This is a genomic window from Pseudomonas sp. H3_E04, from assembly GCF_054668915.1.
Map to the genome: position 1 here is coordinate 5,331,994 of NZ_CP162797.1, position 25,724 is coordinate 5,357,717.

Genomic DNA, 25,724 nt, shown 5'->3' on the forward strand with positions numbered 1-25,724 from the left:
CCTCCCAGCGATTTCAGGAAGTGCGAAAGCCAATCTTGTCCGACAAAAAAGCGCTGCCAACGATGAAATGCAGTTGACGGTTATTTTTTAAGTTGTACGATGACCTACAACTTCGGCGAAGGCTGAACGGTCCACTCACAATAAAACGTTGCTACCAGGGTGTTCGAATAATGAATCCACAAGAACTGAAGTCCATCCTCTCTGCCGGCCTGCTGTCTTTCCCGGTGACCGATTTCAACGCGCAAGGCGATTTCAACCGCGCGGGCTACATCAAGCGTCTGGAATGGCTGGCTCCGTATGGCGCTTCGGCTCTGTTCGCTGCCGGCGGCACCGGTGAGTTCTTCTCCCTCGCCGCCAGCGAATATTCGGAAATCATCAAGACTGCCGTCGACACCTGCGCAACCAGCGTGCCGATCCTCGCCGGCGTCGGTGGTTCGACCCGCCAGGCCATCGAATACGCTCAGGAAGCCGAGCGTCTGGGCGCCAAAGGCCTGCTGCTGCTGCCGCACTACCTGACCGAAGCGAGCCAGGACGGTGTTGCCGCCCACGTTGAAGCCGTGTGCAAATCGGTGAAGATCGGCGTGGTCGTCTACAACCGCAACGTTTGCCGCCTCACCGCGCCGCTGCTGGAACGTCTGGCCGAGCGCTGCCCGAACCTGATCGGCTACAAGGATGGCCTGGGCGATATCGAGTTGATGGTGTCGATCCGTCGCCGCCTCGGTGATCGCTTCAGCTACCTGGGTGGTCTGCCGACCGCTGAAGTCTACGCCGCTGCCTATAAGGCTTTGGGCGTGCCGGTCTACTCCTCGGCGGTGTTCAACTTCATCCCGAAAACCGCGATGGACTTCTACCACGCGATCGCTCGCGAAGATCACGCCACCGTCGGCAAGATCATCGACGACTTCTTCCTGCCGTACCTGGACATCCGCAACCGCAAGGCCGGTTATGCCGTGAGCATCGTCAAGGCAGGTGCAAAAATCGCCGGCTATGACGCAGGTCCGGTGCGTGCGCCGCTGACCGACCTGACCGGCGAAGAGTACGAAATGCTCGCCGCGCTGATCGACAAGCAAGGCGCGCAATAAACGAGAAAAAGCGAGGCCGCTGAGCAATCAGCGGCTTTTTGCGTGAAGGCTTCAGAGTTGAGGGCTGCCCTGTGACAACTGCAAAACGCTACGACAACTACATCAATGGCGAATGGGTCGCCGGTGCCGATTACTCGGCCAACATCAACCCGTCCGAACTCAGCGACACCATCGGCGATTACGCCAAGGCTGACCTGACTCAGGTCAACGCCGCCATCGACGCTGCCCGCGCTGCGTTCCCGGCGTACTCCACTTCGGGCATCCAGGCTCGTCACGATTCGCTGGATAAAGTCGGCGCCGAAATCCTCGCCCGTCGCGAAGAGCTCGGCACGCTGCTGGCCCGTGAAGAAGGCAAGACCCTGCCGGAGGCGATCGGTGAAGTGACCCGCGCCGGCAACATTTTCAAGTTCTTCGCCGGTGAATGCCTGCGCCTGTCCGGTGACTACGTGCCGTCGGTACGCCCGGGCGTCAACGTAGAAGTCACTCGCGAAGCGCTGGGCGTGGTCGGTCTGATCACTCCGTGGAACTTCCCGATCGCCATCCCGGCGTGGAAAATCGCTCCGGCCCTGGCCTACGGCAACTGCGTCGTGCTCAAGCCTGCCGATCTGGTGCCGGGCTGCGCCTGGGCGCTGGCGGAAATCATCTCCCGCGCGGGCTTCCCGGTCGGTGTGTTCAACCTGGTGATGGGCAGCGGTCGCGTGGTTGGCGAGGCGTTGGTCAACAGCCCGAAAGTCGACGGCATCAGCTTCACTGGTTCGGTGGGTGTTGGTCGTCAGATCGCCGTCAACTGCGTTTCGCGCCAGGCCAAAGTGCAACTGGAAATGGGCGGCAAGAACCCGCAGATCATTCTCGACGACGCCGACCTCAAGCAAGCGGTCGAGCTGTCGGTACAGAGCGCGTTCTACTCCACCGGCCAGCGTTGCACGGCGTCGAGCCGTCTGATCGTAACCGCCGGCATTCACGACAAGTTCGTTGAAGCGATGGCCGAGCGCATGAAGTCGATCAAGGTCGGCCACGCGCTGAAGGCCGGCACCGACATCGGTCCGGTGGTTTCCCAGGCGCAGCTTGAACAGGACATGAAGTACATCGACATCGGCCAGTCCGAAGGCGCACGTCTGGTCAGCGGCGGCGGTGTGGTGACTTGCGACACCGAGGGCTACTTCCTCGCGCCAACGCTGTTCGCCGATAGCGAAGCGTCGATGCGCATCAGCCGCGAAGAAATTTTCGGCCCGGTGGCCAACATCGTTCGCGTGGCCGATTACGAGGCCGCGCTGGCAATGGCCAACGACACCGAATTCGGCCTCTCGGCCGGCATCGCCACCACATCGCTGAAGTACGCCAACCACTTCAAGCGCCACTCCCAGGCCGGGATGGTGATGGTCAACCTGCCGACTGCCGGCGTGGATTACCACGTACCGTTCGGCGGGCGTAAAGGCTCGTCCTACGGCTCCCGCGAGCAGGGCCGCTATGCGCAAGAGTTCTACACCGTGGTGAAAACCGCCTATGTAGGCTCCTGATACACGCAATACCCCTGTAGGAGCTGCCGAAGGCTGCGATCTTTTGATCTTTTTTTTCAAGATCAAGATCAAAAGATCGCAGCCTTCGGCAGCTCCTACAGGGAATAAATGCAAGACCAAAGAAGCTTCACCCCGCATAAAAATAATCAGTGGGAGTACATCTGCATGCAATCCTCCAAGCCGACTCACGTCCGCTATTTGATCCTGCTCATGCTGTTTCTGGTGACCACGATCAACTACGCCGACCGTGCCACGATCGCCATTGCCGGCTCCAGCCTGCAAAAGGACCTTGGCATTGACGCCGTCACCCTCGGCTACATCTTCTCCGCATTCGGTTGGGCCTACGTCGCCGGGCAAATTCCCGGTGGCTGGCTGCTCGATCGCTTCGGCTCGAAAAAAGTCTATGCCCTGAGCATTTTCACCTGGTCGCTGTTCACCGTGCTGCAAGGCTTCGTCGGTGAATTCGGTATGTCCACGGCGGTGGTTGCGCTGTTCATGCTGCGTTTCCTGGTGGGCCTGGCGGAAGCGCCATCGTTCCCTGGCAACGCGCGCATCGTGGCGGCGTGGTTCCCGACTGCTGAACGCGGCACCGCTTCGGCGATCTTCAACTCGGCGCAATACTTTGCCACCGTGCTGTTCGCGCCGTTGATGGGCTGGATCGTCTACAGCTTCGGCTGGGAGCACGTGTTCATCGTCATGGGTATCCTCGGTATCGTGTTCTCGCTGGTGTGGCTGAAAGTCATCTACAGCCCGCGCGAACACCCACGCGTCAACGAGGCCGAGTTCAAGCACATCGCTGACAACGGCGGCATGGTCGATATGGATCAGAAGGGCAAGAAGTCCGACGGTCCGAAGTGGGATTACATCCGTCAGCTGCTGACCAATCGCATGATGCTTGGCGTGTATCTGGGCCAGTACTGCATCAACGGCATCACCTATTTCTTCCTGACCTGGTTCCCGGTGTATCTGGTGCAAGAGCGTGGCATGACCATTCTCAAGGCCGGTTTCATCGCTTCGTTGCCGGCGATCTGCGGCTTTATCGGCGGCGTGCTCGGCGGGGTGATTTCCGACTACCTGCTGCGCAAGGGCCATTCGCTGACCTTCGCCCGCAAGGCGCCGATCATCGCCGGTCTGCTGGTATCGAGCAGCATCGTCGCGTGCAACTATGTTGAAGTGGAATGGATGGTCGTCGGCTTCATGGCTCTGGCATTCTTCGGCAAAGGCGTTGGCGCACTGGGCTGGGCGGTGGTTTCCGACACTTCGCCGAAACAGATCGCCGGTCTGAGCGGTGGCCTGTTCAACACCTTCGGCAACATCGCTTCGATCACCACGCCGATCGTCATCGGCTACATCATCAGCTCCACCGGTTCGTTCAAGTGGGCGCTGGTGTTTGTCGGTGCCAACGCACTGGTCGCGGTGTTCAGCTATCTGGTGATCGTCGGCCCGATCAAGCGTGTGGTCTTGAAAGAGCCGCCAGCCAAGGGCGGCAATGAAGCCACCGGCAATTTGTCTCAAGCGCATTCCTGAGGAGCGGCGTCATGCAGTTGATTGAACATTCCGACTCGCCGCGCTACATCCGCCTGCACGAGCGGGACAACGTTGTAGTGGTGGTCAATGATCAGGGCGTACCGGCCGGTACCGAGTTCGCCGATGGCCTCGTCACGCTGGATTTCGTGCCGCAGAGCCACAAGGTCACCCTGGAGGATATTCCCGAAGGCGGCCCGGTGATTCGTTACGGGCAGATCATCGGCTACGCGTTGCAGCCAATCCGCCGTGGCAGTTGGGTCAAGGAAGATCAACTGCGCATGCCGACCGCGCCGCCGCTGGACAGCTTGCCGCTGTCCACCGATGTGCCGGATGCCCAGGCACCGCTGGAAGGCTTCACGTTCGAGGGTTATCGCAATGCCGACGGCACCGTCGGCACGCGCAACATTCTCGGCATCACTACCACCGTGCAGTGCGTCACCGGCGTGCTCGATCACGCGGTCAAGCGCATCAAGGAAGAGCTACTGCCGAAGTACCCGCACGTCGATGACGTGGTGGCACTGACCCACAGTTATGGCTGCGGTGTGGCGATTACCGCCACCGACGCCTACATCCCGATTCGTACCGTGCGCAATCTGGCGCGCAACCCGAACCTGGGTGGCGAAGCGCTGGTGATCGGTCTGGGCTGCGAGAAATTGCAGGCCGGGCAGGTGATGCACGAGGACGATGCCTCGGTGGATCTCAGCGATCCGTGGTTGTACCGCTTGCAGGATTCCAGTCACGGCTTCACCGAAATGATCGAGCAGATCATGGAGCTGGCTGAAGTTCGTTTGAAGAAACTCGACCAGCGCCGCCGCGAAACCGTGCCGGCCTCCGAGCTGATTCTCGGTATGCAGTGCGGCGGCAGCGATGCGTTCTCCGGCATCACCGCCAACCCGGCGCTGGGTTATGCCTCGGACTTGCTATTGCGTGCGGGGGCTACGGTGATGTTTTCCGAAGTCACCGAAGTGCGCGATGCGATCTATCTGCTGACCTCACGGGCGCAGACGCAAACCGTCGCCGAAGAGCTGGTGCGCGAGATGGACTGGTACGACCGTTATCTGGCCAAGGGCGAGGCTGATCGCAGCGCCAACACCACGCCGGGCAACAAGAAGGGCGGGTTGTCGAACATTGTCGAGAAGTCGCTGGGCTCGATCGTCAAGTCTGGCAGCAGCGCGATCAACGGCGTGCTCGGCCCGGGCGAGCGCTTCAAGCACAAGGGCCTGATTTTCTGCGCGACGCCGGCGAGCGATTTTGTTTGCGGTACGTTGCAACTGGCGGCGGGTATGAACCTGCACGTGTTCACCACCGGTCGCGGCACGCCTTATGGGCTGGCCATGGCGCCGGTGGTCAAGGTTTCGACGCGGACTGAACTGGCGCAGCGCTGGCCGGACCTGATCGATATCGATGCCGGACGCATCGCCACCGGGCGTGCGACCATCGAAGAGCTCGGCTGGGAGCTGTTTCACTATTACCTGGACGTTGCCAGTGGCAAGCAACAGACCTGGGCGGAGAAGCACAAGCTGCATAACGACATTACCTTGTTCAACCCGGCGCCGATTACCTGAGACCGCGTCATCGTTCTTCGCGAGCAGGCTCGCTCCCACAGGGAAATGCATTGCAAATGTGGGAGCGAGCCTGCTCGCGAAAGCGATCTGCCAGACGCCGAAGGACTTGTGGCTTATCATTAGCCCCCTATCGACGCTCATCCAAGGCTATCCGGCATGCTGGCAATCTTTCTTGAAACCCTGAACATCACCGCGCCGGTGTTTGCCATGCTGTTTCTCGGTGTGCTGCTCAAGCGCATCGACTGGATCAACGACAACTTCATCCACACCGCCTCATCGCTGGTGTTCAACGTCACGATGCCGGCTCTGCTGTTTCTCGGCATTCTCCACGCTGACCTGCACGCCGCGCTGCAACCTTCGCTGCTCATTTACTTTTCCCTCGCAACGCTGGTGAGTTTCGCGGTGGCCTGGGGCTGGGCGATTTTCAAGTGTCCGCGTGAAGATCGCGGCATCTACACCCAGGGCGCGTTTCGCGGCAACAACGGCGTGATCGGTCTGGCGCTCGCCGCGAGCATGTACGGTGATTACGGTATTTCCCTCGGGGCGATTCTCGCGGCGCTGGTGATCCTGTTCTACAACACGCTGTCGACCATCGTGCTGGCGGTGTACAGCCCGGTGATCAAGTCCGATCCGTGGAGCATCTGCAAAAGCGTGTTCAGCAACCCGCTGATCATCAGCGTGATTTCGGCGGCGCCGTTCGCTTATTTCAAGATCGGTTTGCCGGGCTGGCTGGAAACCTCCGGTCAGTATCTGGCGCAGACCACGCTGCCGCTGGCGCTGATCTGTATCGGCGGCACGCTGTCACTGGCGGCGTTGCGCAAGAGTGGCAACATGGCGCTCAGCTCCAGCCTGGTGAAGATGGTCGGTCTGCCGTTATTGGCAACGTTCGGCGCGTGGCTGTGGGGCTTTCGCGGGGCAGAGCTGGGGATTCTGTTTCTCTACTTTGGCAGCCCGACGGCGGCGGCAAGTTTCGTCATGGCCCGGGCGGCGCAGGGCAATCATGAGCTGGCGGCGGCGATCATTGTGCTGACCACGTTGATGGCGGCGATTACCACCAATGTCGGGATCTTTGTGTTGCAGTGGGGTGGGTGGATCTGATCAAGGATGTGCGGTGTCTGGCAGGGCCTCTTCGCGAGCAGGCTCGCTCCCGCATTTGAAATGCATTCCAAATGTGGGAGCGAGCCTGCTCGCGAAAGCTAGTTCAGCAGCACTGAATCACTCAGGTTTCTGGTAGGTATCGATCACTTCCTGCGCCGCGCGAAACGCATCAATCGCCGCCGGTACGCCGGCATACACCGCGCAATGCAGCAGCGCCTCGCGAATCTCCTCCACCGTGCAGCCGTTGTTCAACGCGCCGCGTACGTGGCCCTTCAACTCCTGCGGACACTTCAACGCGGTCAGCGCGGCGAGGGTAATCAGGCTGCGGGTTTTCAGCGACAGACCTTCGCGATTCCACACCCCGCCCCACGCGTGTTCATTGACGAAATCCTGCAACGGCTGGGTGAACTCGGTGGCATTGCCCAAGACGCGATCAACGAACGCATCGCCCATGACCTGACGACGGATTTCAACCCCGGACTGCTTCGACTCGCTCATGGCACATCTCTCTTGTGGTGTTGGCGACGCCAGGCGCGGATCGACGTGAACAGCAGAAACGTCAGCAGCGCCGGCAGGACATAAAACAGCATCAAGCGCTCGAGTCTGCCGGCCAGCGGCATGCCGGTGGTGAACGACACCACATGCAGCCCGTAAACCAGATACAAACCGAGCAGCAGCAAGCCTTCGGCCCGGGTCACGCGGTAGCCGGAATAGAACACCGGCAGGCACAGCGCAGCGACGCCGAGCATTACCGGCAAGTCGAAATCCAGCGCATTGGGCGATACCGAAAGCGGCGTCGGTGCGAGCAGCGCGGTCAGGCCGAGCACCCCGAGCAGGTTGAACAGATTGGCGCCGATCACGTTGCCCACGGCAATGTCGCGCTGCCCGCGCAACGCCGCGATCAGCGAAGTCGCCAGTTCCGGCAGCGAGGTGCCGACCGCGACGACTGTCAGGCCGATGACCCGTTCCGACAGGCCAAGATCGGTGGCCACGACCACGGCGGCGCCGAGCAGCAAACGGCCGGCGAACACCAGCATGGTCAGGCCAGCGAGAATCATCAGCCCGCTGATCAGCCAGGATTGCTGCGTCTCGGTTGGGCGTTCTGTATGAGGTCGCGTCGAGTGGCGCGACTGGCGAAACAGCAAGCCGAGGTACAACGCCAGAGCGCCGAGCAGCAGGATGCCGTCGAAACGCCCGAGGTCCTTGTTCCAGGCGAGGATGAACACCAGCAGACTGGCGCCGATCATCAGCGGTATATCCAGACGCACCAGTTGCCGCGACACGCGCAGCGGGATGATCAGTGCCGAGAGGCCAAGGGTTACGAGGATGTTGAAGATGCCGCTGCCGACCACGCTGCCGACGGCGATGTCGGGGTTATCGGTCAGCGCCGCTTGCAGGCTGACGGTCATCTGCGGCGCGCTGCTGCCGAGGGCGACGATGGTCAGGCCGATGATCAGCGGGCGCACATGCAGACGCTCGGCCAGACGTACGGCGGCGCGCACCATCAGCTCAGCGCCGATGATCAGAAGACACAGGCCACTGAACAGTTCGATGACGTTGATCAGCGGCAGATCGGCTAGTCCGAAAATGGTCGGCGCTCCATCAGTCGAGGGCCTGCACGCGAACCCGTGCGGTGCCACTGCGCAGCATGCCGATTTCATCGGCGGCCTCGCGTGACAGATCGATCAGTCGGCCACGGGTGTGCGGGCCACGGTCATTGATGCGGACCACGACTGATTCATCGTTTTTCAGATTGGTGACTTTCACCCGCGTGCCGAACGGCAACTGGCGGTGGGCGGCGGTCAGGGAATGCTGGTTGAACGCTTCGCCGCTGGCGGTGCGCTTACCGTGATGTTTGGCTCCATAGTAGGAGGCGACGCCGGTCTGGTCGTAACCGTGCGGGTCGATGGTGTCGGTACTGGCGCAACCGGCCAGCAGGGAGAGCAGGGCGCTGCTCAGCAACAGACGCTTCATTCAAGGTTTCCCGGATACAAATGTGGGAGCGAGCCTGCTCGCGAAGAGGCCGTCAGTCGCAACATCCGTGTCGGATGTCATGGCGCTTTCGCGAGCAGGCTCGCTCCCACAGGGGATGGAGCCAGGCTTTGGATCTGGCTCCACCGTGGTCAGCCTTCGAGCTTGCTTTTCAGCAGTTCGTTCACCTGCTGCGGGTTGGCCTTGCCTTTCGAGGCTTTCATGGCCTGGCCGACGAAGAAGCCGAACATCTTGCCGCGTTTGGCTTCGTCTGCCGCGCGGTACTGTTCGACCTGTTCGGCGTTGGCCGCGAGCATTTCGTCGAGCACGGCCGAGATCGCGCCGGTGTCGGTGACTTGCTTGAGGCCGCGCTTCTCGATGATCTCGTCAGCACTGCCTTCGCCGTTGGCCATCGCTTCGAACACCACCTTGGCGATCTTGCCGGAGATGGTGTTGTCCTTGATGCGCTGCAGCATGCCGCCCAGTTGCTCGGCGGACACCGGCGAATCCTCGATGTCCAGGCCCTGCTTGTTGAGCAGGCTGCCCAACTCGACCATCACCCAGTTCGCCGCCAGTTTCGCGTCGCCACCGATGGCCGCGACTTTCTCGAAGTAGTCTGCTTGTTCACGGCTGGTAGCCAGCACGTTGGCGTCATAAGCCGACAGACCGAACTGGCTCTGGAAGCGTTCGCGCTTTTGCGGTGGCAGTTCCGGCAGGGTCGCCCGCACTTCACCGAGGAACGACTCTTCGATGACCACCGGCAGCAGGTCCGGATCGGGGAAGTAACGGTAGTCGTTGGCTTCCTCTTTCGAACGCATCGGACGGGTCTCGTCCTTGTTCGGATCGTACAGACGGGTCTGCTGGATGACCTTGCCGCCGTCTTCGATCAGCTCGATCTGACGCTGGATTTCCGAGTTGATCGCCTTCTCGATGAAACGGAACGAGTTGACGTTCTTGATCTCGCAGCGAGTGCCGAACTCGACCTGGCCTTTCGGGCGTACCGAGACGTTGCAGTCGCAACGCAGCGAGCCTTCGGCCATGTTGCCGTCGCAGATGCCCAGGTAGCGCACCAGCGCATGGATCGCCTTGACGTAAGCCACGGCTTCCTTGGCGCTGCGCATGTCCGGCTCGGAAACGATTTCCAGCAGCGGCGTGCCGGCACGGTTCAGGTCGATGCCGGTGGCACCGTTGAATTCTTCGTGCAGGCTCTTGCCGGCATCTTCTTCCAGATGCGCGCGGGTGATGCCGACGCGTTTGACCGTGCCGTCTTCCAGGGCGATGTCCAGGTGGCCTTTGCCAACGATGGGCAGTTCCATCTGGCTGATCTGGTAGCCCTTGGGCAGGTCCGGATAGAAGTAGTTCTTGCGGGCGAACACGTTGTGCTGACCGATCTCGGCGTCAATCGCCAGACCGAACATCACCGCCATGCGCACCGCTTCCTGGTTGAGCACCGGCAGCACGCCGGGCATGCCCAGGTCGATCAGACTGGCCTGGGTATTTGGCTCGGAACCAAACGTGGTGGAACTACCGGAAAAGATTTTCGACCGGGTGGTGAGCTGAGTGTGAATCTCCAGCCCGATCACGACTTCCCATTGCATGTGTGTCTCCTCAGAAGCCGGTTGGGGTGCGGGTGTGCCAGTCAGTGTTGAGCTGATACTGGTGGGCAACGTTCAACAGGCGGCCTTCCTGGAAGTACGGCGCGAGCAACTGCACGCCCACCGGCAGACCGTCGACAAAACCGGCCGGCATCGACAGGCCCGGCAGGCCGGCGAGGTTGGCGGTGATGGTGTAGACGTCTTCCAGATAGGCCGCGACCGGGTCGCTGTTCTTCGCGCCAAGCTTCCAGGCCGGATTCGGCGTGGTCGGGCCGAGGATGATGTCGACTTCATTGAACGCAGCCATGAAATCGTTCTTCACCAGACGCCGGATCTTCTGTGCTTTCAGGTAGTAGGCGTCGTAGTAACCGGCGGACAGCGCGTAGGCACCGACCATGATCCGGCGCTGCACTTCCGCGCCGAAGCCTTCGCCACGGGAGCGCTTGTACAGGTCGATGAGGTTTTCCGGGTTCTCGCAGCGATGGCCGAAACGCACGCCGTCGAAACGCGACAGGTTCGAGGAGGCCTCTGCCGGGGCGATCACGTAATAAGCCGGGATTGCGTGCTGCATGTTCGGCAGGCTGATTTCCTTGATCACGGCACCGAGCTTCTGCAACTGCTGGATGCTGTTCTGGATCAGCTCGGCAATGCGCGGGTCGAGACCGGCGCTGAAGTATTCCTTCGGCACGCCGATGCGCAGGCCTTGCAGCGACTCGCCGAGGCTGGCGGAGTAATCCGGCACTGGCTCATCAATGCTGGTGGAGTCGTTCGGGTCGAAGCCGGCCATGCCTTGCAGCAGAATCGCGCAGTCTTCGGCGGTGCGCGCCAACGGGCCACCCTGATCGAGGCTGGAAGCATAGGCAATCATGCCCCACCGCGAAACGCGACCGTAGGTCGGCTTCAGGCCAGTGAGGTTGGTGAACGCCGCCGGCTGACGAATCGAACCGCCGGTGTCAGTGGCCGTGGCGGCTGGCAACAAACGAGCGGCAACTGCCGCCGCCGAGCCACCGGACGAACCGCCCGGCACGTGTTCCAGGTTCCAAGGGTTTTTCACTGCGCCGTACCAGCTCGACTCGTTGGCCGAACCCATGGCGAATTCGTCCATGTTGGTCTTGCCCAGAGTCACGGCGCCGGCAGCTGCCAGTTTCGCGACTACGGTGGCGTCGTACGGAGCCTTGAAGTTGTCGAGCATCTTCGAGCCGCAGCTGGTGCGGATGCCCTGGGTGCAGAACAGATCCTTGTGAGCGATCGGCGCGCCGAGCAGGGCGCCGCTCTCACCATTGGCCCGGCGTGCATCGGCGGCTTTCGCCTGCTCGATGGCCAGATCCTCGGTGAGGCTGATGAAACTGTTGAGCTGCGGATCGAGCTGGGTAATACGCGCCAGCAGGACTTTGGTCAGCTCTTCGGAGGAAAACTTTTTATCGGCGAGACCGCGGGCGATCTCGGCCAGAGTCATTTGATGCATTGCAGGCTCTTTCCCTTTAGTCGATGACTTTCGGAACCAGATACAGGCCGTTTTCGACCGCTGGTGCGATGGACTGGTAGGCCTCGCGATTATTCGTCTCGGTCACCACGTCGGCGCGCAGGCGCTGACTGGCTTCCAAAGGGTGGGCCAGCGGCTCGATACCGTCGGTATCAACGGCCTGCATTTCGTCGACCAGCCCGAGAATGCTGTTGAGGGCGGAAGTAATGTGCGGAAGATCGGCATCGTTGAGGCCAAGGCAGGCCAGATGCGCGATTTTTTCCACGTCGGAGCGTTCTAGCGCCATCGGGATTCTCCAGTGGAAAACAGAACGGACGGCGTCCGTGTGTTAGATTGTCGGAACACTACCGCACTTCTACGGTCATAAGGCCGCGATTGTGGGGCTTGGTGCACAGAAAAGCGGCCAATTTAACATATTGGCGCCTTGCCCAAAATCCCTGTCGTTGTTAGAGTTTGCCGCACTTTTTTACCCACGCGTTGCCTAGGGTCCCTTTCCCATGTTCAAGAAACTGCGTGGCATGTTTTCCAGCGATCTTTCCATTGACCTGGGCACTGCCAACACCCTTATTTACGTGCGCGAGCGCGGTATCGTCCTGAATGAGCCATCGGTTGTGGCCATTCGGACACACGGTAACCAGAAAAGTGTCGTCGCTGTCGGCACCGAGGCCAAGCGCATGCTCGGCCGTACGCCGGGCAACATTGCTGCCATTCGTCCGATGAAGGACGGCGTGATCGCCGACTTCAGCGTCTGCGAAAAGATGCTGCAGTACTTTATCAACAAGGTTCACGAAAACAGTTTCCTGCAGCCCAGCCCTCGTGTGCTGATCTGCGTTCCATGCAAGTCCACCCAGGTTGAGCGTCGCGCCATCCGTGAATCGGCCCTTGGTGCCGGTGCCCGTGAAGTGTTCCTGATCGAAGAGCCGATGGCTGCTGCGATCGGCGCCGGTCTGCCGGTTGAAGAAGCGCGCGGTTCGATGGTCGTGGATATCGGTGGTGGTACCACTGAAATCGCCCTGATCTCCCTGAACGGTGTGGTTTACGCCGAATCCGTACGTGTCGGCGGCGACCGTTTCGACGAAGCGATCATCACCTACGTGCGCCGCAACTACGGCAGCCTGATCGGTGAATCCACCGCCGAGCGCATCAAGCAGGAAATCGGTACCGCCTACCCGGGCGGCGAAGTACGCGAAGTCGATGTTCGCGGTCGCAACCTGGCCGAAGGCGTTCCACGCGCATTCACCCTGAACTCCAACGAAGTGCTCGAGGCTCTGCAAGAGTCGCTGGCAACCATCGTTCAGGCCGTGAAAAGCGCGCTGGAGCAATCGCCGCCGGAACTGGCTTCCGACATCGCCGAGCGTGGCCTGGTACTGACCGGTGGTGGCGCGCTGCTGCGTGACCTCGACAAGTTGCTGGCCCAGGAAACCGGTCTGCCGGTGATCGTTGCCGAAGATCCGCTGACTTGCGTTGCTCGCGGCGGTGGCCGTGCGCTGGAAATGATGGATAAGCACACCATGGATCTGCTTTCGAGCGAATAAGCTTCGTATGCAATACGTGGGTGAACGCACAGGCAGCACTTTGCAGTGCTGCCTGTTGGCGTTTATCTTCTGTCAGTCTTCATCCAGGCCGGTTTGATGCCGTATGAATAAACAGAACATTTGCCTGGGAGGAGCGGCTTATTAAACCGCTTTTCACCAAAGGCCCTTCGTTGGGCGTGCGCCTGTTGGTGCTGGCCGTGCTCGCGGTCGCACTGATGGTGGTCGATGCACGTTTCGACCTGCTCAAGCCCGCGCGCAAGCAAGCGTCGCTGGTGCTCATGGATGCCTACTGGATCACGGACCTGCCCGGCCGCTTGTGGGAAGGGGTCGCCAGTCAGTTCGGCAGCCGCACCGAGCTCGTCGCCGAAAACGAAAAACTCAAGACCGAAAACCTGCTGTTGCAGGGGCGCATGCAAAAGCTCGCGGCCCTGACCGAGCAGAACGTGCGGCTGCGCGAGTTGCTCAATTCCTCCGCACTGGTCAATGAAAAGGTCGAAGTCGCCGAGTTGATCGGCATGGATCCCAACCCCTTCACCCATCGCATCATCATCAACAAAGGTGAGCGCGACGGCGTGGTGCTCGGCCAACCGGTGCTCGATGCACGCGGGCTGATGGGCCAGGTGGTTGAATTGATGCCGTACACCTCGCGTGTCCTGCTGCTGACCGACACCACCCACAGCATTCCCGTACAGGTGAACCGTAACGGTCTGCGCGCGATTGCCAGTGGCACCGGCAACCCGGAGCGCCTGGAGTTGCGTCATGTCGCCGACACGGCGGACATCAAGGAAGGCGATCTGCTGGTCAGTTCCGGCCTTGGCCAGCGTTTCCCGGCCGGTTATCCGGTGGCGACGGTCAAGGAAGTCATCCACGATTCCGGCCAACCGTTCGCTATCGTCCGCGCCGTGCCCACCGCCGCCCTGAACCGCAGTCGCTATCTGCTGCTGGTGTTCAGCGACAGCCGCACCGCCGAGGAACGCGCCAATGACGCGGCCCAGGCGCAGGAACAGCTCGACGCCCACGGCGGTGGCCCGATGTTGCCGGCCAGCGTGCCGAAACCGTTGATCATGCCTGCCACGCCGTCGACCGCTACCGCAGCGCCGGCCGCTGAAGCATCAGCGCCTGCCGCCACGCCTGCCAAGCCCGCCGCGAGCAAACCGCCCGCTGCCGCTCCGGCCGCTGCCAAACCGCCGGCCGCGAGCAAACCACCGGCGAAACCGCCAGCGACTACCGGGGGACGAGAATAATGGTCGGCGCGAAAAAATCCGCAAACGGCTGGATGATCTGGCTGACGTTCTTCGTCGGCATCCTGCTCAGCGTTTCACCGTTGCCGATCTTCATGGAAATCCTTCGCCCGCTGTGGCTGGCCTTGCTCGTGACGTTTTGGGCGCTGTACATGCCGCACACGGTCGGCATGGTCACGGCGTTCTGTCTGGGGCTGGCCGAAGATGTTCTGCAGGGCGACCTGCTCGGGCAGAACGCGCTGATCCTGACTCTGATTACTTTCCTCGTGTTGTCGTTGCAGCAGCGCCTGCGCATGTTCCCGATGTGGCAGCAATGCCTGGTGATCCTGGTGATCTTCGGCCTCGCACAATTGGCGCAACTGTGGCTCAGCGCTCTGACCGGCAACCGCCAGCCAACCCTGGCGTTGGTCTTGCCGGCGCTGGTCAGTGCCTTGCTCTGGCCGTGGGTCAGCTTCGCCCTTCGCGGGATGTGCCGACGCTACAGAATCTATTGAGCCGGTGAAGCAGGGCACTGAACAGGGAGATGTTTTGATGAAACTGCTTTACCTCGCCTCCGGCTCACCGCGTCGCCGTGAATTGCTCACGCAGATCGGCGTGCACTTCGCCGCCATCAGCGCGGATATCGACGAAACCCCGCTTTCTGATGAATCCCCTTCGGCCTATGTCGAACGCCTCGCGCGTGGCAAGGCTGAGGCCGGGCGCCGCTCGGTCGTCTCTGACCAGCCGTTCTGCGTGCTTGGCGCCGACACCGCAGTGGTGCTCGACGGCAAAATTCTTGGCAAACCGGTGGACGAAGCCGACGCATGCGCCATGCTGATGATGTTGTCCGGCAACGAACACGAAGTGCTGACCGCCATCGCCGTGCTTGAAGGCGAGCGCTGCGAGTCGCGGGTGGTGCGCAGTCGCGTGCGTTTCCGCACGATCAGCCGCGAAGAGGCCAGCGCTTACTGGGCCAGTGGCGAACCGCGCGACAAGGCCGGCGGCTACGGCATTCAGGGCCTGGGCGCGGTGTTTGTCGCCGGGCTCGAAGGCAGCTATTCGGCGGTGGTTGGCCTGCCGCTTTGCGAAACCTGCGAGGTGTTGGGCCATTTCGGCATACCCTGTTGGCAAAACCTGAACACGCCCTGAGCGTCGTACGAATCCAGATGCGGCCACTATCGTGAACATGCCTGAACGAGATCCTGCCATGAGTGAAGAGATTCTGATCAACATCACGCCGATGGAGTCGCGCGTGGCGGTGGTCGAAAACGGTGTGCTGCAAGAAGTCCACGTCGAGCGCACGCAGAAACGCGGGATCGTCGGCAACATCTATAAAGGCAAGATCGTTCGCGTCCTGCCGGGCATGCAGGCGGCATTCGTCGACATCGGCCTCGATCGCGCGGCTTTCATTCACGCCGCCGAAATCTCTCTGCGAGAAGGCCCGGCCGTGGAAAGCATCAGTTCGCTGGTACACGAGGGCCAGAGCCTGGTGGTACAAGTCACCAAAGATCCGATCGGCTCCAAAGGCGCACGCCTGACCACGCAACTGTCGATCCCTTCGCGTTATCTGGTGTACATGCCGCGCACCGCCCACGTCGGGATTTCCCTGAAGATCGAAGACGAAGCCGAGCGCGAGCGTCTCAAGCAGGTGGTCAGCGATTGCGTAGCCAAGGAAGGTATCAAGGAGGCCGGCGGCTTCATCCTGCGCACGGCTGCTGAAGGCGCGGGCGCTGATGAAATCCTCATGGACATCCGTTACCTGCGCCGCCTGTGGGACCAGATCAACGAACAGATCAAGACTATCGCCGCGCCGAGTGTGATCTACGAGGACCTCGGACTGGCCCTGCGCACCCTGCGTGATCTGGTCAATCCGAAGATCGAGAAGATCCGCATCGACTCGCGGGAAACCTTTCAGAAAACCACACAGTTCGTCGCCGAACTGATGCCGGAAATCGCCGATCGTCTGGAACACTATCCGGGCGAGCGGCCGATCTTCGACCTGTATGGTGTTGAAGACGAAATTCAGCGCGCGCTGGAGCGTAAGGTGCCGCTGAAGTCCGGTGGTTATCTGGTGATCGATCCGGCTGAAGCCATGACCACCATTGACGTCAACACCGGGGCGTTCGTCGGTCACCGCAATCTCGAAGAAACCATTTTCAAGACCAATCTCGAAGCGGCCACGGCGATTGCCCGGCAGATGCGCCTGCGCAATCTCGGCGGGATCATCATCATCGACTTCATCGACATGGAAGATGAAGAGCACCAGCGTCAGGTCCTGCGCACTTTGGAGAAACAGCTGGAGCGCGATCACGCCAAGACCAACATCATCGGCATCACCGAGTTGGGCCTGGTGCAGATGACCCGCAAGCGCACCCGCGAAAGCCTTGAGCAGGTGCTGTGCGAACCGTGCAGCAGTTGCCAGGGACGCGGCAAACTGAAGACCGCCGAAACCATCTGTTACGAGATCTTCCGCGAGATTCTGCGCGAGGCCCGGGCCTACCAGGCCGAGGGCTACCGTGTACTGGCCAACCAGAAAGTGGTCGATCGCCTGCTTGACGAAGAATCCGGTAACGTCGCCGAGCTTGAAGGCTTTATCGGCCGCACCATACGCTTCCAGGTGGAAACCATGTATTCCCAGGAACAATATGACGTGGTGCTGCTCTGAAGCCCTGCATCACCACTCATTCAAAGCGGCTGGCCTCAGCTTTTCGCAGTATTTTTGCCATGGGAGCCAACTGACATGGAGCGTCTGACACGCATTTTGGCCGCACTCACCCGTTGGGGGCTGGGCCTGTGCGCGTTGGTTCTGGTGTTGATGGCGTTGTACGTCAGCCTCGGCCGCGAGCTGACGCCGCTGGTGGCCGAATACCGCGCCGACATCGAAGACAAGGCCAGTGCCGCCCTTGGCATGCCTTTGCAGATTGGGGAGCTGGAAGGCAACTGGAGCGGTTTCGCGCCGATCCTGCTGGCCCATGACGTGATGGTCGGCGACGGCGCCAACGCTCTGCGCCTCGACCGCGTGCGGGTGGTGCCGGATATGTGGGGCAGCGTGCTCGCCCGCGAAGTGCGCCTCGCGCATATCGAACTCAACGGTTTGAAGATCAGCCTCAAGGAAGCCCAAGACGGTACCTGGGCGCTGGAAGGCCTGCCGGTGCAGAAGGATCAGCCGTTCGATGCGGCGCAACTGTTCCAGCGCTCGCAGATGATCAAGCAATTGTCGGTGCTCGACAGCCAGGTGACGCTGCAACCGCTCGATCACCCGCCCATGACACTCACCTATGTCGGCCTCAATCTGCGCACCGGCGCCAGTCGTCAGCGGCTCGACGCGCGGCTGACGCTGCCCGACGGCCAGCCTGTGGCGCTGAGCCTGCGTACCCAATTGCGTCCTGATCAGTGGCAGAACAGTACCATCGAGGGTTATGCCAGCCTGCCGCAGAGCGACTGGTCGAAATGGCTGCCCGAGCGACTGACCCAGCAATGGAATTTTTCCGAGATCAAGGCCGGCGGCGAACTCTGGGTCGATTGGGCCGAAGGCGCGTTGCAGAGTGCCGCGTTGCGCCTGAATGCACCGCACGTCACGGGCGCCTACGCCGAGCGCAAGCCGATCCAGATCAACAATCTGGCGCTCAACGCCTATTACCGCAACACAGCCGAGGGAGTTAACGTCACCCTCGATTCGCTGGCCATGAGCTTTGGCGAAACCCGCTGGGAATCCCGCCTGCAGATACAGCAGACGCGCGCCAGCGCCGAGGCTGAAGAGCTCTGGCATTTGCAGGCCGATCGCCTCGATCTGACCCCGATCACGCCGCTGCTCAATGCGCTGGGGCCGCTGCCGCAGAGTTTCGCCACGGTGGTCGAGCGTTTGAAGGTGACCGGCGGCCTGCGCAATGTCCTGCTGGACTTCCGTCCAACCGCCACCGATGGCAACAAATTCGGCTTTGCCGCCAACCTCGACAACGTCGGTTTCGATGCCTATCACGGCGCTCCGGCGGCGCGAAATGTCAGTGGCAGCCTCAGTGGCAATCTGGACGGCGGTGAGTTGCGCCTCGACAGCAAGGACTTCGTCCTGCACCTCGATCCGATCTTCGCCAAGCCATGGCAGTACCTGCAGGCCAATGCGCGGCTGACCTGGAAACTCGACAAGGATGGCTTCACGCTCATTGCGCCGTACCTGAAGGTGCTGGGCGAGGAGGGCAAGATTGCCGGCGACTTCCTCATCCGCCTGCACTTCGACCATAGCCAGGAAGACTACATGGACCTGCGCGTCGGTCTGGTCGACGGCGACGGTCGCTACACTGCGAAATACCTGCCGGCCGTGTTGAGCCCGGCGCTCGATGAGTGGCTGCGCACGGCGATTCTAAAAGGCGCGGTGGATCAGGGTTTCTTCCAGTATCAGGGCTCGCTGAGCAAAAACGCCGGCGAGGCCGATCGCAGCATCAGCCTGTTCTTCAAGGTCCATGATGCCGAACTGGCGTTTCAGCCGGGCTGGCCGCACGTGAGCAAGGTCAGCGGTGACGTGTTCATCGAAGACAGCGGCGTGCGCATCTGGGCCAGCAAAGGCCAGTTGCTCGATACGCAAGTCAGCGATGTCTTCGTCAATATTCCTCACGTACCGGCCGGGCAGAACTCGCATTTGTTACTTGATGGCGCATTTGCTGGTGGCCTGGGCGACGGCTTGAAGATTCTTCAGGACGCGCCGATCGGCACCGGCGAGACCTTTGCCGGTTGGGAGGGCGCGGGTGATCTCAACGGCAAGCTCAAGCTGGATATTCCGCTGGCCAAAGGCGAACAGCCGAAAATCCTCGTCGATTTCAAGACCGCCAATGCGCGATTGAAACTGGCCGAACCGAAACTGGAACTGAGCCAGCTCAAGGGCGATTTTCGCTTCGACAGTAACAAAGGCCTCAGCGGTCAGAACATCTCTGCACGGGCCTTCGACAAACCGGTGACTGCGCAGATCTTCGCGGATGGCAGCCCCAACCAGATCAAGACCCGGGTTGCGGCGTCGGGGCAGGTCGAAGTGAAAAAACTCACTGACTGGCTGGGCGTGACGCAACCGTTGCCGGTGACCGGGACGATTCCGTATCAGTTGCAGCTGAATCTTTCCGGGGCCGACAGCCAGTTGATGGTCAGCTCCAGCCTCAAAGGCGTGGCAGTTGATCTGCCGGCGCCATTCGGCATGGCCGCCGATGTCGGGCGGGACACGGTGTTCCGCATGACCTTGCAAGGGCAGGAGCGGCGTTATTGGGTCAACTACGATCAACTGGCCAATTTCACCTTTGCCGCGCCGCCGAGCAATTTTGCCGATGGGCGTGGCGAGCTGTTTCTCGGCACTGGCGAAGCGGTGCTGCCGGGTGCCAAAGGCCTGCGCATTCGCGGGGTGTTGTCGGAACTGGACGTCGCGCCGTGGCAGGATCTGGCGAATAAATACGCCGGGCAGGACCCGGGTGGCAGCGCCAAACAATTGCTCAGCAGCGCGGACATCAAGGTCGGCAAACTGACCGCGCTCGGCACCACCCTGGATCAGGCCTCGGTGCAGATCAATCGCAAGCCAGGCGCGTGGAATCTCGCTCTCGACAGCCAGCAGGCCAAGGGCAGCGCCAGCCTGCCGGACGCCAAGGGCGTGCCGATCGCGGTGAATCTGCAATACGTGAAGCTGCCGGCACCGGACCCGGCGGTGCAGGCCGACGAGAATGCGCCGGATCCATTGGCGTCGGTCGACCCGACGAAAATCCCGGCGCTGGATATCACCCTCAACCAGTTGTTCCTTGGTCCCGATCTGGTCGGTGGCTGGTCGCTGAAAGTGCGACCGACCCCCAAAGGCATTGCCCTGAACAATCTCGACATGGGCCTCAAGGGCATCCTCCTGCAAGGCAACGGCGGCTGGGAAGGCACGCCGGGTGCGACCAGCAGTTGGTACAAGGGGCGGATCGGTGGCAAGAATCTGGCTGACGTACTCAAGGGTTGGGGCTTCGCACCAAGCGTCACCAGTGAAGAATTCCACATGGATGTCGATGGCCGCTGGCCGGGCTCGCCGGCGTGGCTGGCGACCAAGCGCTTTTCCGGCACCCTTGATGCCTCGCTGAACAAGGGGCAGTTTGTCGAAGTGGAGGGCGGCGCTCAGGCGCTGCGGGTGTTCGGCCTGCTCAATTTCAACTCGATCGGCCGGCGCCTGCGTCTGGACTTCTCCGACCTGTTCGGCAAGGGCTTGAGCTACGATCGGGTCAAAGGCCTGCTGGTGGCGAACAATGGTGTCTACGTTACCCGCGAGCCGATTCGCCTGACCGGGCCTTCGAGCAATCTTGAGCTGGACGGCACGCTGGATCTGGTCGACGACAAGGTCGATGCGAAATTGTTGGTGACCCTGCCGGTCACCAACAACCTGCCGATCGCCGCGCTGCTTGTCGGCGCACCGGCGGTCGGTGGCGCGCTGTTCCTCATCGACAAGCTGATCGGCGACCGCGTCGCGCGCTTCGCCAGCGTCAAGTACACCGTCAAAGGCCCATGGAAAGAGCCGAAAATCACCTTCGACAAGCCTTTTTAACTAGCAGACACTAGCCCCGTAGGAGCTGCCGAAGGCTGCGATCTTTTGATCTTGTTTTTGAAGATCAAGATCAAGATCAAGAGATCGCAGCCTTCGGCAGCTCCTACACAGTTCTGCGTAAATTCCGAGGAGCGGCCATGTCTCTAGCGGTGATTCAAATGGTCAGCCAGAGCGACGTGCTGGCCAATCTGGCCCAGGCCCGACGCCTGCTTGAACAGGCAGCCGCTGGCGGGGCGAAGCTCGCGGTGCTGCCGGAAAATTTCGCCGCCATGGGCCGTCGCGACGTTGCTGATATCGGCCGCGCCGAGGCCTTGGGCGAAGGCCCTATCCTGCCCTGGTTGAAACAGACCGCCCGCGACCTCACCTTATGGATAGTTGCCGGTACATTGCCGTTGCCACCGTTGGATCAACCCACGGGCAAAGCCAATGCCTGCTCGCTGCTGATCAACGAACACGGCGAGATCGTCGCGCGCTATGACAAGCTGCATCTGTTCGATGTCGATGTCGCCGACAATCGCGGCCGGTACCGTGAATCAGATGACTATGCTTATGGCGGTAATGTAGTGGTGGCGGACACGCCGGTGGGTCGCGTCGGTTTGAGCGTGTGTTACGACTTGCGCTTCCCGGAGCTGTACAGCGAATTGCGCGCCGCCGGCGCCGAGTTGATTACCGCACCGTCGGCCTTTACTGCCGTGACTGGCGCCGCGCATTGGGATGTCCTGATCCGCGCGCGGGCCATCGAAACACAGTGTTATATGCTGGCAGCCGCACAGGGCGGCAGCCATCCGGGGCCACGCGAGACCTTCGGGCATGCGGCGATTGTCGACCCGTGGGGGCGTGTGCTGGCCCAGCAGGATCAAGGCGAGGCGGTGTTGCTGGCCGCCCGCGACAGCGATGAACAAGCGTCCATCCGGGCGCGCATGCCGGTGACGCGTCATCGGCGGTTTTTCTCGCAGGGCGCCCAGCGGCCTGCTTCAGAACACGAATTTAAGGCGTAAACCTATGAGCGAGTTGTTGTCCTCAGTCAGTGATCACCTGTTGGCACCCGGCGGTGTCACGATCGAGAGCCTGCAAGGCGTGCTCGGCGATCTGGCCGGGCCGGGCATCGATGCCGCCGACCTGTATTTCCAGGGCCAGATTTCCGAGTCATGGGCGCTGGAAGACGGCATCGTCAAGGAAGGCAGCTTCAACCTCGATCAGGGTGTCGGCGTGCGGGCGCAGTCCGGTGAAAAAACCGGTTTTGCCTACAGCAACGCGATTACCCTCGAAGCCCTCGGCGCAGCGGCCCGTGCCGCGCGCTCGATCTCCCGCGCCGGGCAGAACGGCACCGTGCAGGCTTTCACCAGCCAGGACGTCGCGCAACTTTACGCGCCGGATAACCCGCTGGAAGTGCTCAGCCGCGCGGAAAAAGTCGAGTTACTCAAACGCATCGACGTCGCCACCCGCGCACTCGATCCACGCATTCAGCAGGTCAGCGTGAGCATGGCCGGGGTCTGGGAGCGAATTCTGGTCGCGTCCACTGATGGTGGCCTGGCCGCCGACGTGCGCCCACTGGTGCGCTTCAATGTCAGCGTCATCGTCGAACAGAATGGCCGGCGCGAACGCGGCGGGCATGGCGGCGGCGGGCGTACCGATTACCGCTACTTCCTTGCTGAGGACCGCGCCATGGGTTACGCCCGTGAAGCGTTGCGCCAGGCACTGGTCAATCTTGAAGCGATTCCGGCGCCGGCCGGTACTTTGCCGGTAGTGCTCGGTTCCGGCTGGTCCGGCGTTTTGTTGCACGAAGCGGTCGGCCACGGTCTGGAAGGCGATTTCAACCGCAAGGGCAGCTCGGCCTATAGCGGGCGTATGGGCGAAATGGTTGCCTCCAAGCTTTGTACCATCGTCGATGACGGCACCTTGAGCGGCCGTCGCGGTTCGCTCAGCGTCGATGATGAAGGCACACCGACCGAGTGCACCACGCTGATCGAAAACGGCGTACTCAAGGGCTACATGCAAGACAAGCTCAATGCGCGCCTGATGGGCGTGGCACGCACCGGTAACGGTCGCCGCGAATCCTACGCGCATCTGCCGATGCCACGGATGACCAACACCTACATGCTCGGCGGCGAAAGCGATCCGGCGGAAATCATCGCCTCGGTAAAGAAAGGTATCTACTGCGCCAACCTCGGCGGCGGTCAGGTCGACATCACCAGCGGCAAGTTCGTGTTTTCCACCAGCGAGGCCTATCTGATCGAGGATGGCAAGATCACCGCGCCGGTCAAAGGCGCGACGTTGATCGGCAACGGTCCCGAGGCGATGAGCCGGGTGTCGATGGTCGGTAACGATCTGGCGCTGGACAGCGGTGTGGGTACGTGCGGCAAGGATGGGCAGTCGGTGCCGGTAGGTGTCGGCCAGCCAACGCTGAAAATCGATGCGATTACCGTGGGTGGCACGGGCGCATAAGAAAGGTGGGGCTTTCGGGTGGCGCGCAGGACGGCCACCCGGTGACGATTTTCAACGCAGGCCGCGTTGAGTCTCGTCCAGCTCCCGAATGTATTTGAAGATCTTGCGGCTCGAAGCCGGAGGTTTGTTTTGCGCAACCTCGTGCTGGGCCTGACGGATCAGGGAACGCAATTGCTGGCGATCGGCGTCCGGGTACTCGATGACGAATTTCTCCAGTACGGCGTCATCGCCCGCGATCAGGCGGTCACGCCAGCGTTCCAGATTATGGAAGCGCTCGTTGTACTGGCGAGTGGAGGCATCGAGTTGATCGAGCAGAGTCAGAATCGCGTCCGTGTCCTGGTCGCGCATCAGTTTGCCGATGAACTGCAAATGCCGTTTACGCGCGATGTTCGCGGTGTGCTTGGGCGCATCGGCCAGTGCCCGGCGCAAAGCGTCGGTCAATGGCAGTTTGGCGACCAGATCAGGCTTGAGTGTGGTCAGGCGCTCGCCGAGGTCAACCAGCGCATGCAACTCGCGTTTGACCTGAGATTTGCTTTTTTCTCCCGTATCGAGGGAGTCGTCGTAAGAATCAACCATGGTGGCAGTCCGCAAAGAAACGCCGCCATGATAACCAGTCGGGGGCCGCTTGTCCGGCCCGGTCGCTCGATGACCCCAGCCGAAAGCAGAATTTGAGTGGAGATGAGCATGAGTGCAGTTCAAAGCGTCGGCCCGCAGGCATTGCCGGCACTGCAAGAACAGGTCGAGCAGATCATCGCCGAAGCCAAGCGCCAGGGCGCCAGCGCCTGTGAAGTCGCGGTGTCGCTGGAGCAGGGCCTGTCGACCTCGGTGCGTCAGCGCGAGGTCGAAACCGTTGAATTCAACCGTGATCAGGGTTTTGGCATCACCTTGTATGTTGGCCAGCGCAAGGGCTCGGCCAGCACCTCGGCCACCGGGCCAGAGGCGATTCGTGAAACGGTCGCAGCGGCGCTGGCTATCGCCAAACACACTTCCGAGGACGAAGCCTCAGGCCTCGCCGATGCGGCTCTGATGGCCAGGGATGTGCAGGATTTCGACCTGTTCCACGAGTGGGACATTACCCCGGAGCAGGCCATCGAGAAGGCTTTGCTCTGCGAGGCAGCGGCATTCGACGCCGATGCGCGGATCAAGAACGCCGACGGCACCACCCTCAGCACCCATCAGGGCTGCCGGGTTTATGGCAATAGCCATGGTTTCATCGGCGGTTACGCGTCGACCCGGCACAGCCTGAGTTGCGTAATGATCGCCGAAGCCGATGGCCAGATGCAGCGCGATTACTGGTACGACGTCAATCGTCAGGGCAGTCTGCTCGCCGATCCGGTGAGCATCGGCCAGCGTGCTGCGCAACGAGCAGCCAGCCGTCTGGGCGCGCGTCCGGTGCCGACATGCGAGGTGCCGGTGCTGTTTTCCGCTGAGCTGGCGGGTGGCCTGTTCGGCAGCTTCCTCTCGGCCGTGTCGGGCGGCAGCCTGTATCGCAAATCGTCATTTCTCGAAGGCACCCTGGGGCAGAAGCTGTTCCCGGAATGGCTGACCATCGATGAGCGTCCGCATCTGATGCGTGCCATGGGCAGTGCTTCCTACGACGGTGATGGCCTGGCCACTTACGCCAAACCGTTCGTCGAAAATGGCGAACTGGTCTCCTACATCCTCGGCACCTACTCCGGGCGCAAGCTGGGCATGCCGAGCACCGCCAACGCGGGCGGGGTGCACAACCTGTTCGTCACCCATGGCGACGAGGATCAGGCAGCGCTGTTGAAGCGCATGGGCCGAGGTCTGCTGGTCACCGAGTTGATGGGGCACGGCCTGAACATGGTCACCGGCGACTATTCGCGCGGCGCGGCGGGTTTCTGGGTCGAGAACGGCGAGATCCAGTTCGCTGTGCAGGAAGTGACCATCGCCGGCAACATGCGCGACATGTTCAAGCAGATTGTCGCGGTGGGTAACGACCTGGAACTGCGCAGCAACATCCGCACCGGTTCTGTATTGATTGAGCGGATGACTGTCGCCGGCAGCTAAGCTTCCGATTTCGTAAAGCCGAAAAGGCGCGCCATCCGTTCTGGATGGCGCGCCTTTTTTGTTGGTTTCACTGCGATTTCCCTGTGGGAGCGAGCCTGCTCGCGAAAGCGG

General features: G+C 61.4%; 21 protein-coding genes. 14 read left to right on the top strand and 7 right to left on the bottom strand.

Annotation, left to right across the window (positions count from 1 at the left end; translation table 11 throughout):
* Positions 1-170 precede the first annotated feature (170 nt).
* The 5 genes from kdgD to AB4N53_RS23950 all read left to right on the top strand — a co-directional run bounded on the left by kdgD (position 171) and on the right by AB4N53_RS23950 (position 6,789).
* Positions 171-1,082: a 5-dehydro-4-deoxyglucarate dehydratase gene (gene kdgD / locus AB4N53_RS23930; RefSeq protein WP_039759443.1), complete on the top strand. Its 912-nt coding sequence runs from the start codon at positions 171-173 to the stop codon at positions 1,080-1,082.
* A gap of 71 nt (positions 1,083-1,153) precedes the next feature.
* Complete coding sequence (locus AB4N53_RS23935; RefSeq protein WP_460123971.1) at positions 1,154-2,599, top strand: aldehyde dehydrogenase family protein; 1,446 nt, start codon at positions 1,154-1,156, stop codon at positions 2,597-2,599.
* 165 nt (positions 2,600-2,764) lie between these two features.
* Entirely contained in the window at positions 2,765-4,126 is a 1,362-nt protein-coding gene (locus tag AB4N53_RS23940; protein WP_051600602.1) for an MFS transporter, read from the top strand.
* 11 nt (positions 4,127-4,137) lie between these two features.
* Positions 4,138-5,691: a galactarate dehydratase gene (gene garD, locus AB4N53_RS23945; protein WP_016771706.1), complete on the top strand. Its 1,554-nt coding sequence runs from the start codon at positions 4,138-4,140 to the stop codon at positions 5,689-5,691.
* 156 nt (positions 5,692-5,847) lie between these two features.
* On the top strand, positions 5,848-6,789 hold the full coding sequence (locus AB4N53_RS23950; protein WP_460123975.1) for an AEC family transporter: 942 nt from the start codon (positions 5,848-5,850) through the stop codon (positions 6,787-6,789).
* A gap of 117 nt (positions 6,790-6,906) precedes the next feature.
* On the opposite strand, the gene AB4N53_RS23955 is transcribed toward AB4N53_RS23950, so the two are convergent.
* The 6 genes from AB4N53_RS23955 to gatC all read right to left on the bottom strand — a co-directional run bounded on the left by AB4N53_RS23955 (position 6,907) and on the right by gatC (position 12,124).
* Positions 6,907-7,287 carry a carboxymuconolactone decarboxylase family protein gene (locus AB4N53_RS23955; RefSeq protein WP_460123978.1) on the bottom strand — a complete coding sequence of 127 codons (381 nt, stop codon included), beginning with the start codon at positions 7,285-7,287 and terminating at the stop codon, positions 6,907-6,909.
* Complete coding sequence (locus AB4N53_RS23960) at positions 7,284-8,294, bottom strand: calcium/sodium antiporter (protein ID WP_460125247.1); 1,011 nt, start codon at positions 8,292-8,294, stop codon at positions 7,284-7,286. The genes AB4N53_RS23955 and AB4N53_RS23960 overlap by 4 nt, the downstream gene beginning before the upstream one ends.
* A gap of 97 nt (positions 8,295-8,391) precedes the next feature.
* The gene (locus AB4N53_RS23965; protein ID WP_024011604.1) at positions 8,392-8,763 is read right to left on the bottom strand and encodes a septal ring lytic transglycosylase RlpA family protein; all 372 of its coding nucleotides are present in this window, start codon (positions 8,761-8,763) and stop codon (positions 8,392-8,394) included.
* Positions 8,764-8,912: 149 nt separating this feature from the next.
* Positions 8,913-10,358 (bottom strand): Asp-tRNA(Asn)/Glu-tRNA(Gln) amidotransferase subunit GatB, encoded by a 1,446-nt coding sequence (gene gatB / locus AB4N53_RS23970; protein WP_016771702.1) that lies wholly within the window; start codon positions 10,356-10,358, stop codon positions 8,913-8,915.
* A 10-nt stretch (positions 10,359-10,368) separates the two neighbouring features.
* The gene (gatA, locus tag AB4N53_RS23975) at positions 10,369-11,820 is read right to left on the bottom strand and encodes an Asp-tRNA(Asn)/Glu-tRNA(Gln) amidotransferase subunit GatA (protein WP_024011605.1); all 1,452 of its coding nucleotides are present in this window, start codon (positions 11,818-11,820) and stop codon (positions 10,369-10,371) included.
* Positions 11,821-11,836: 16 nt separating this feature from the next.
* Complete coding sequence (gatC, locus tag AB4N53_RS23980) at positions 11,837-12,124, bottom strand: Asp-tRNA(Asn)/Glu-tRNA(Gln) amidotransferase subunit GatC (protein WP_024011606.1); 288 nt, start codon at positions 12,122-12,124, stop codon at positions 11,837-11,839.
* 211 nt (positions 12,125-12,335) lie between these two features.
* On the opposite strand from gatC, the gene mreB reads away from it, so the two are divergent.
* From mreB to tldD, 8 genes are all read left to right on the top strand, one after another.
* Positions 12,336-13,373, top strand: a complete 1,038-nt coding sequence (gene mreB, locus AB4N53_RS23985) for a rod shape-determining protein MreB (protein WP_002555108.1) — start codon at positions 12,336-12,338, stop codon at positions 13,371-13,373.
* Between the two features lie 176 nt (positions 13,374-13,549).
* Complete coding sequence (mreC, locus tag AB4N53_RS23990; RefSeq protein WP_460145075.1) at positions 13,550-14,617, top strand: rod shape-determining protein MreC; 1,068 nt, start codon at positions 13,550-13,552, stop codon at positions 14,615-14,617.
* The gene (gene mreD / locus AB4N53_RS23995; protein WP_042608773.1) at positions 14,617-15,108 is read left to right on the top strand and encodes a rod shape-determining protein MreD; all 492 of its coding nucleotides are present in this window, start codon (positions 14,617-14,619) and stop codon (positions 15,106-15,108) included. The genes mreC and mreD overlap by 1 nt, the downstream gene beginning before the upstream one ends.
* A 37-nt stretch (positions 15,109-15,145) precedes the next feature.
* Positions 15,146-15,742, top strand: a complete 597-nt coding sequence (locus AB4N53_RS24000) for a Maf family protein (protein ID WP_460123982.1) — start codon at positions 15,146-15,148, stop codon at positions 15,740-15,742.
* 58 nt (positions 15,743-15,800) lie between these two features.
* Positions 15,801-17,258 carry a ribonuclease G gene (rng, locus tag AB4N53_RS24005; protein ID WP_016771696.1) on the top strand — a complete coding sequence of 486 codons (1,458 nt, stop codon included), beginning with the start codon at positions 15,801-15,803 and terminating at the stop codon, positions 17,256-17,258.
* Positions 17,259-17,333: 75 nt separating this feature from the next.
* Positions 17,334-21,137 carry a YhdP family protein gene (locus tag AB4N53_RS24010; protein ID WP_460123985.1) on the top strand — a complete coding sequence of 1,268 codons (3,804 nt, stop codon included), beginning with the start codon at positions 17,334-17,336 and terminating at the stop codon, positions 21,135-21,137.
* 137 nt (positions 21,138-21,274) lie between these two features.
* Positions 21,275-22,135 carry a carbon-nitrogen hydrolase family protein gene (locus AB4N53_RS24015; protein WP_460123988.1) on the top strand — a complete coding sequence of 287 codons (861 nt, stop codon included), beginning with the start codon at positions 21,275-21,277 and terminating at the stop codon, positions 22,133-22,135.
* Positions 22,136-22,139: 4 nt separating this feature from the next.
* Complete coding sequence (gene tldD, locus AB4N53_RS24020) at positions 22,140-23,582, top strand: metalloprotease TldD (RefSeq protein WP_016771693.1); 1,443 nt, start codon at positions 22,140-22,142, stop codon at positions 23,580-23,582.
* A 51-nt stretch (positions 23,583-23,633) separates the two neighbouring features.
* Here the strand turns inward: tldD and yjgA are convergent, their stop codons facing one another.
* A complete protein-coding gene (gene yjgA, locus AB4N53_RS24025; RefSeq protein WP_016771692.1) occupies positions 23,634-24,158 on the bottom strand; it encodes a ribosome biogenesis factor YjgA in 525 nt (174 codons plus the stop codon).
* 108 nt (positions 24,159-24,266) lie between these two features.
* Here yjgA and pmbA point away from each other — a divergent pair, with 108 nt between their 5' ends.
* Positions 24,267-25,613, top strand: coding sequence for a metalloprotease PmbA (gene pmbA / locus AB4N53_RS24030; protein ID WP_460123991.1), 1,347 nt, complete (start codon positions 24,267-24,269; stop codon positions 25,611-25,613).
* Positions 25,614-25,724 lie beyond the last annotated feature (111 nt).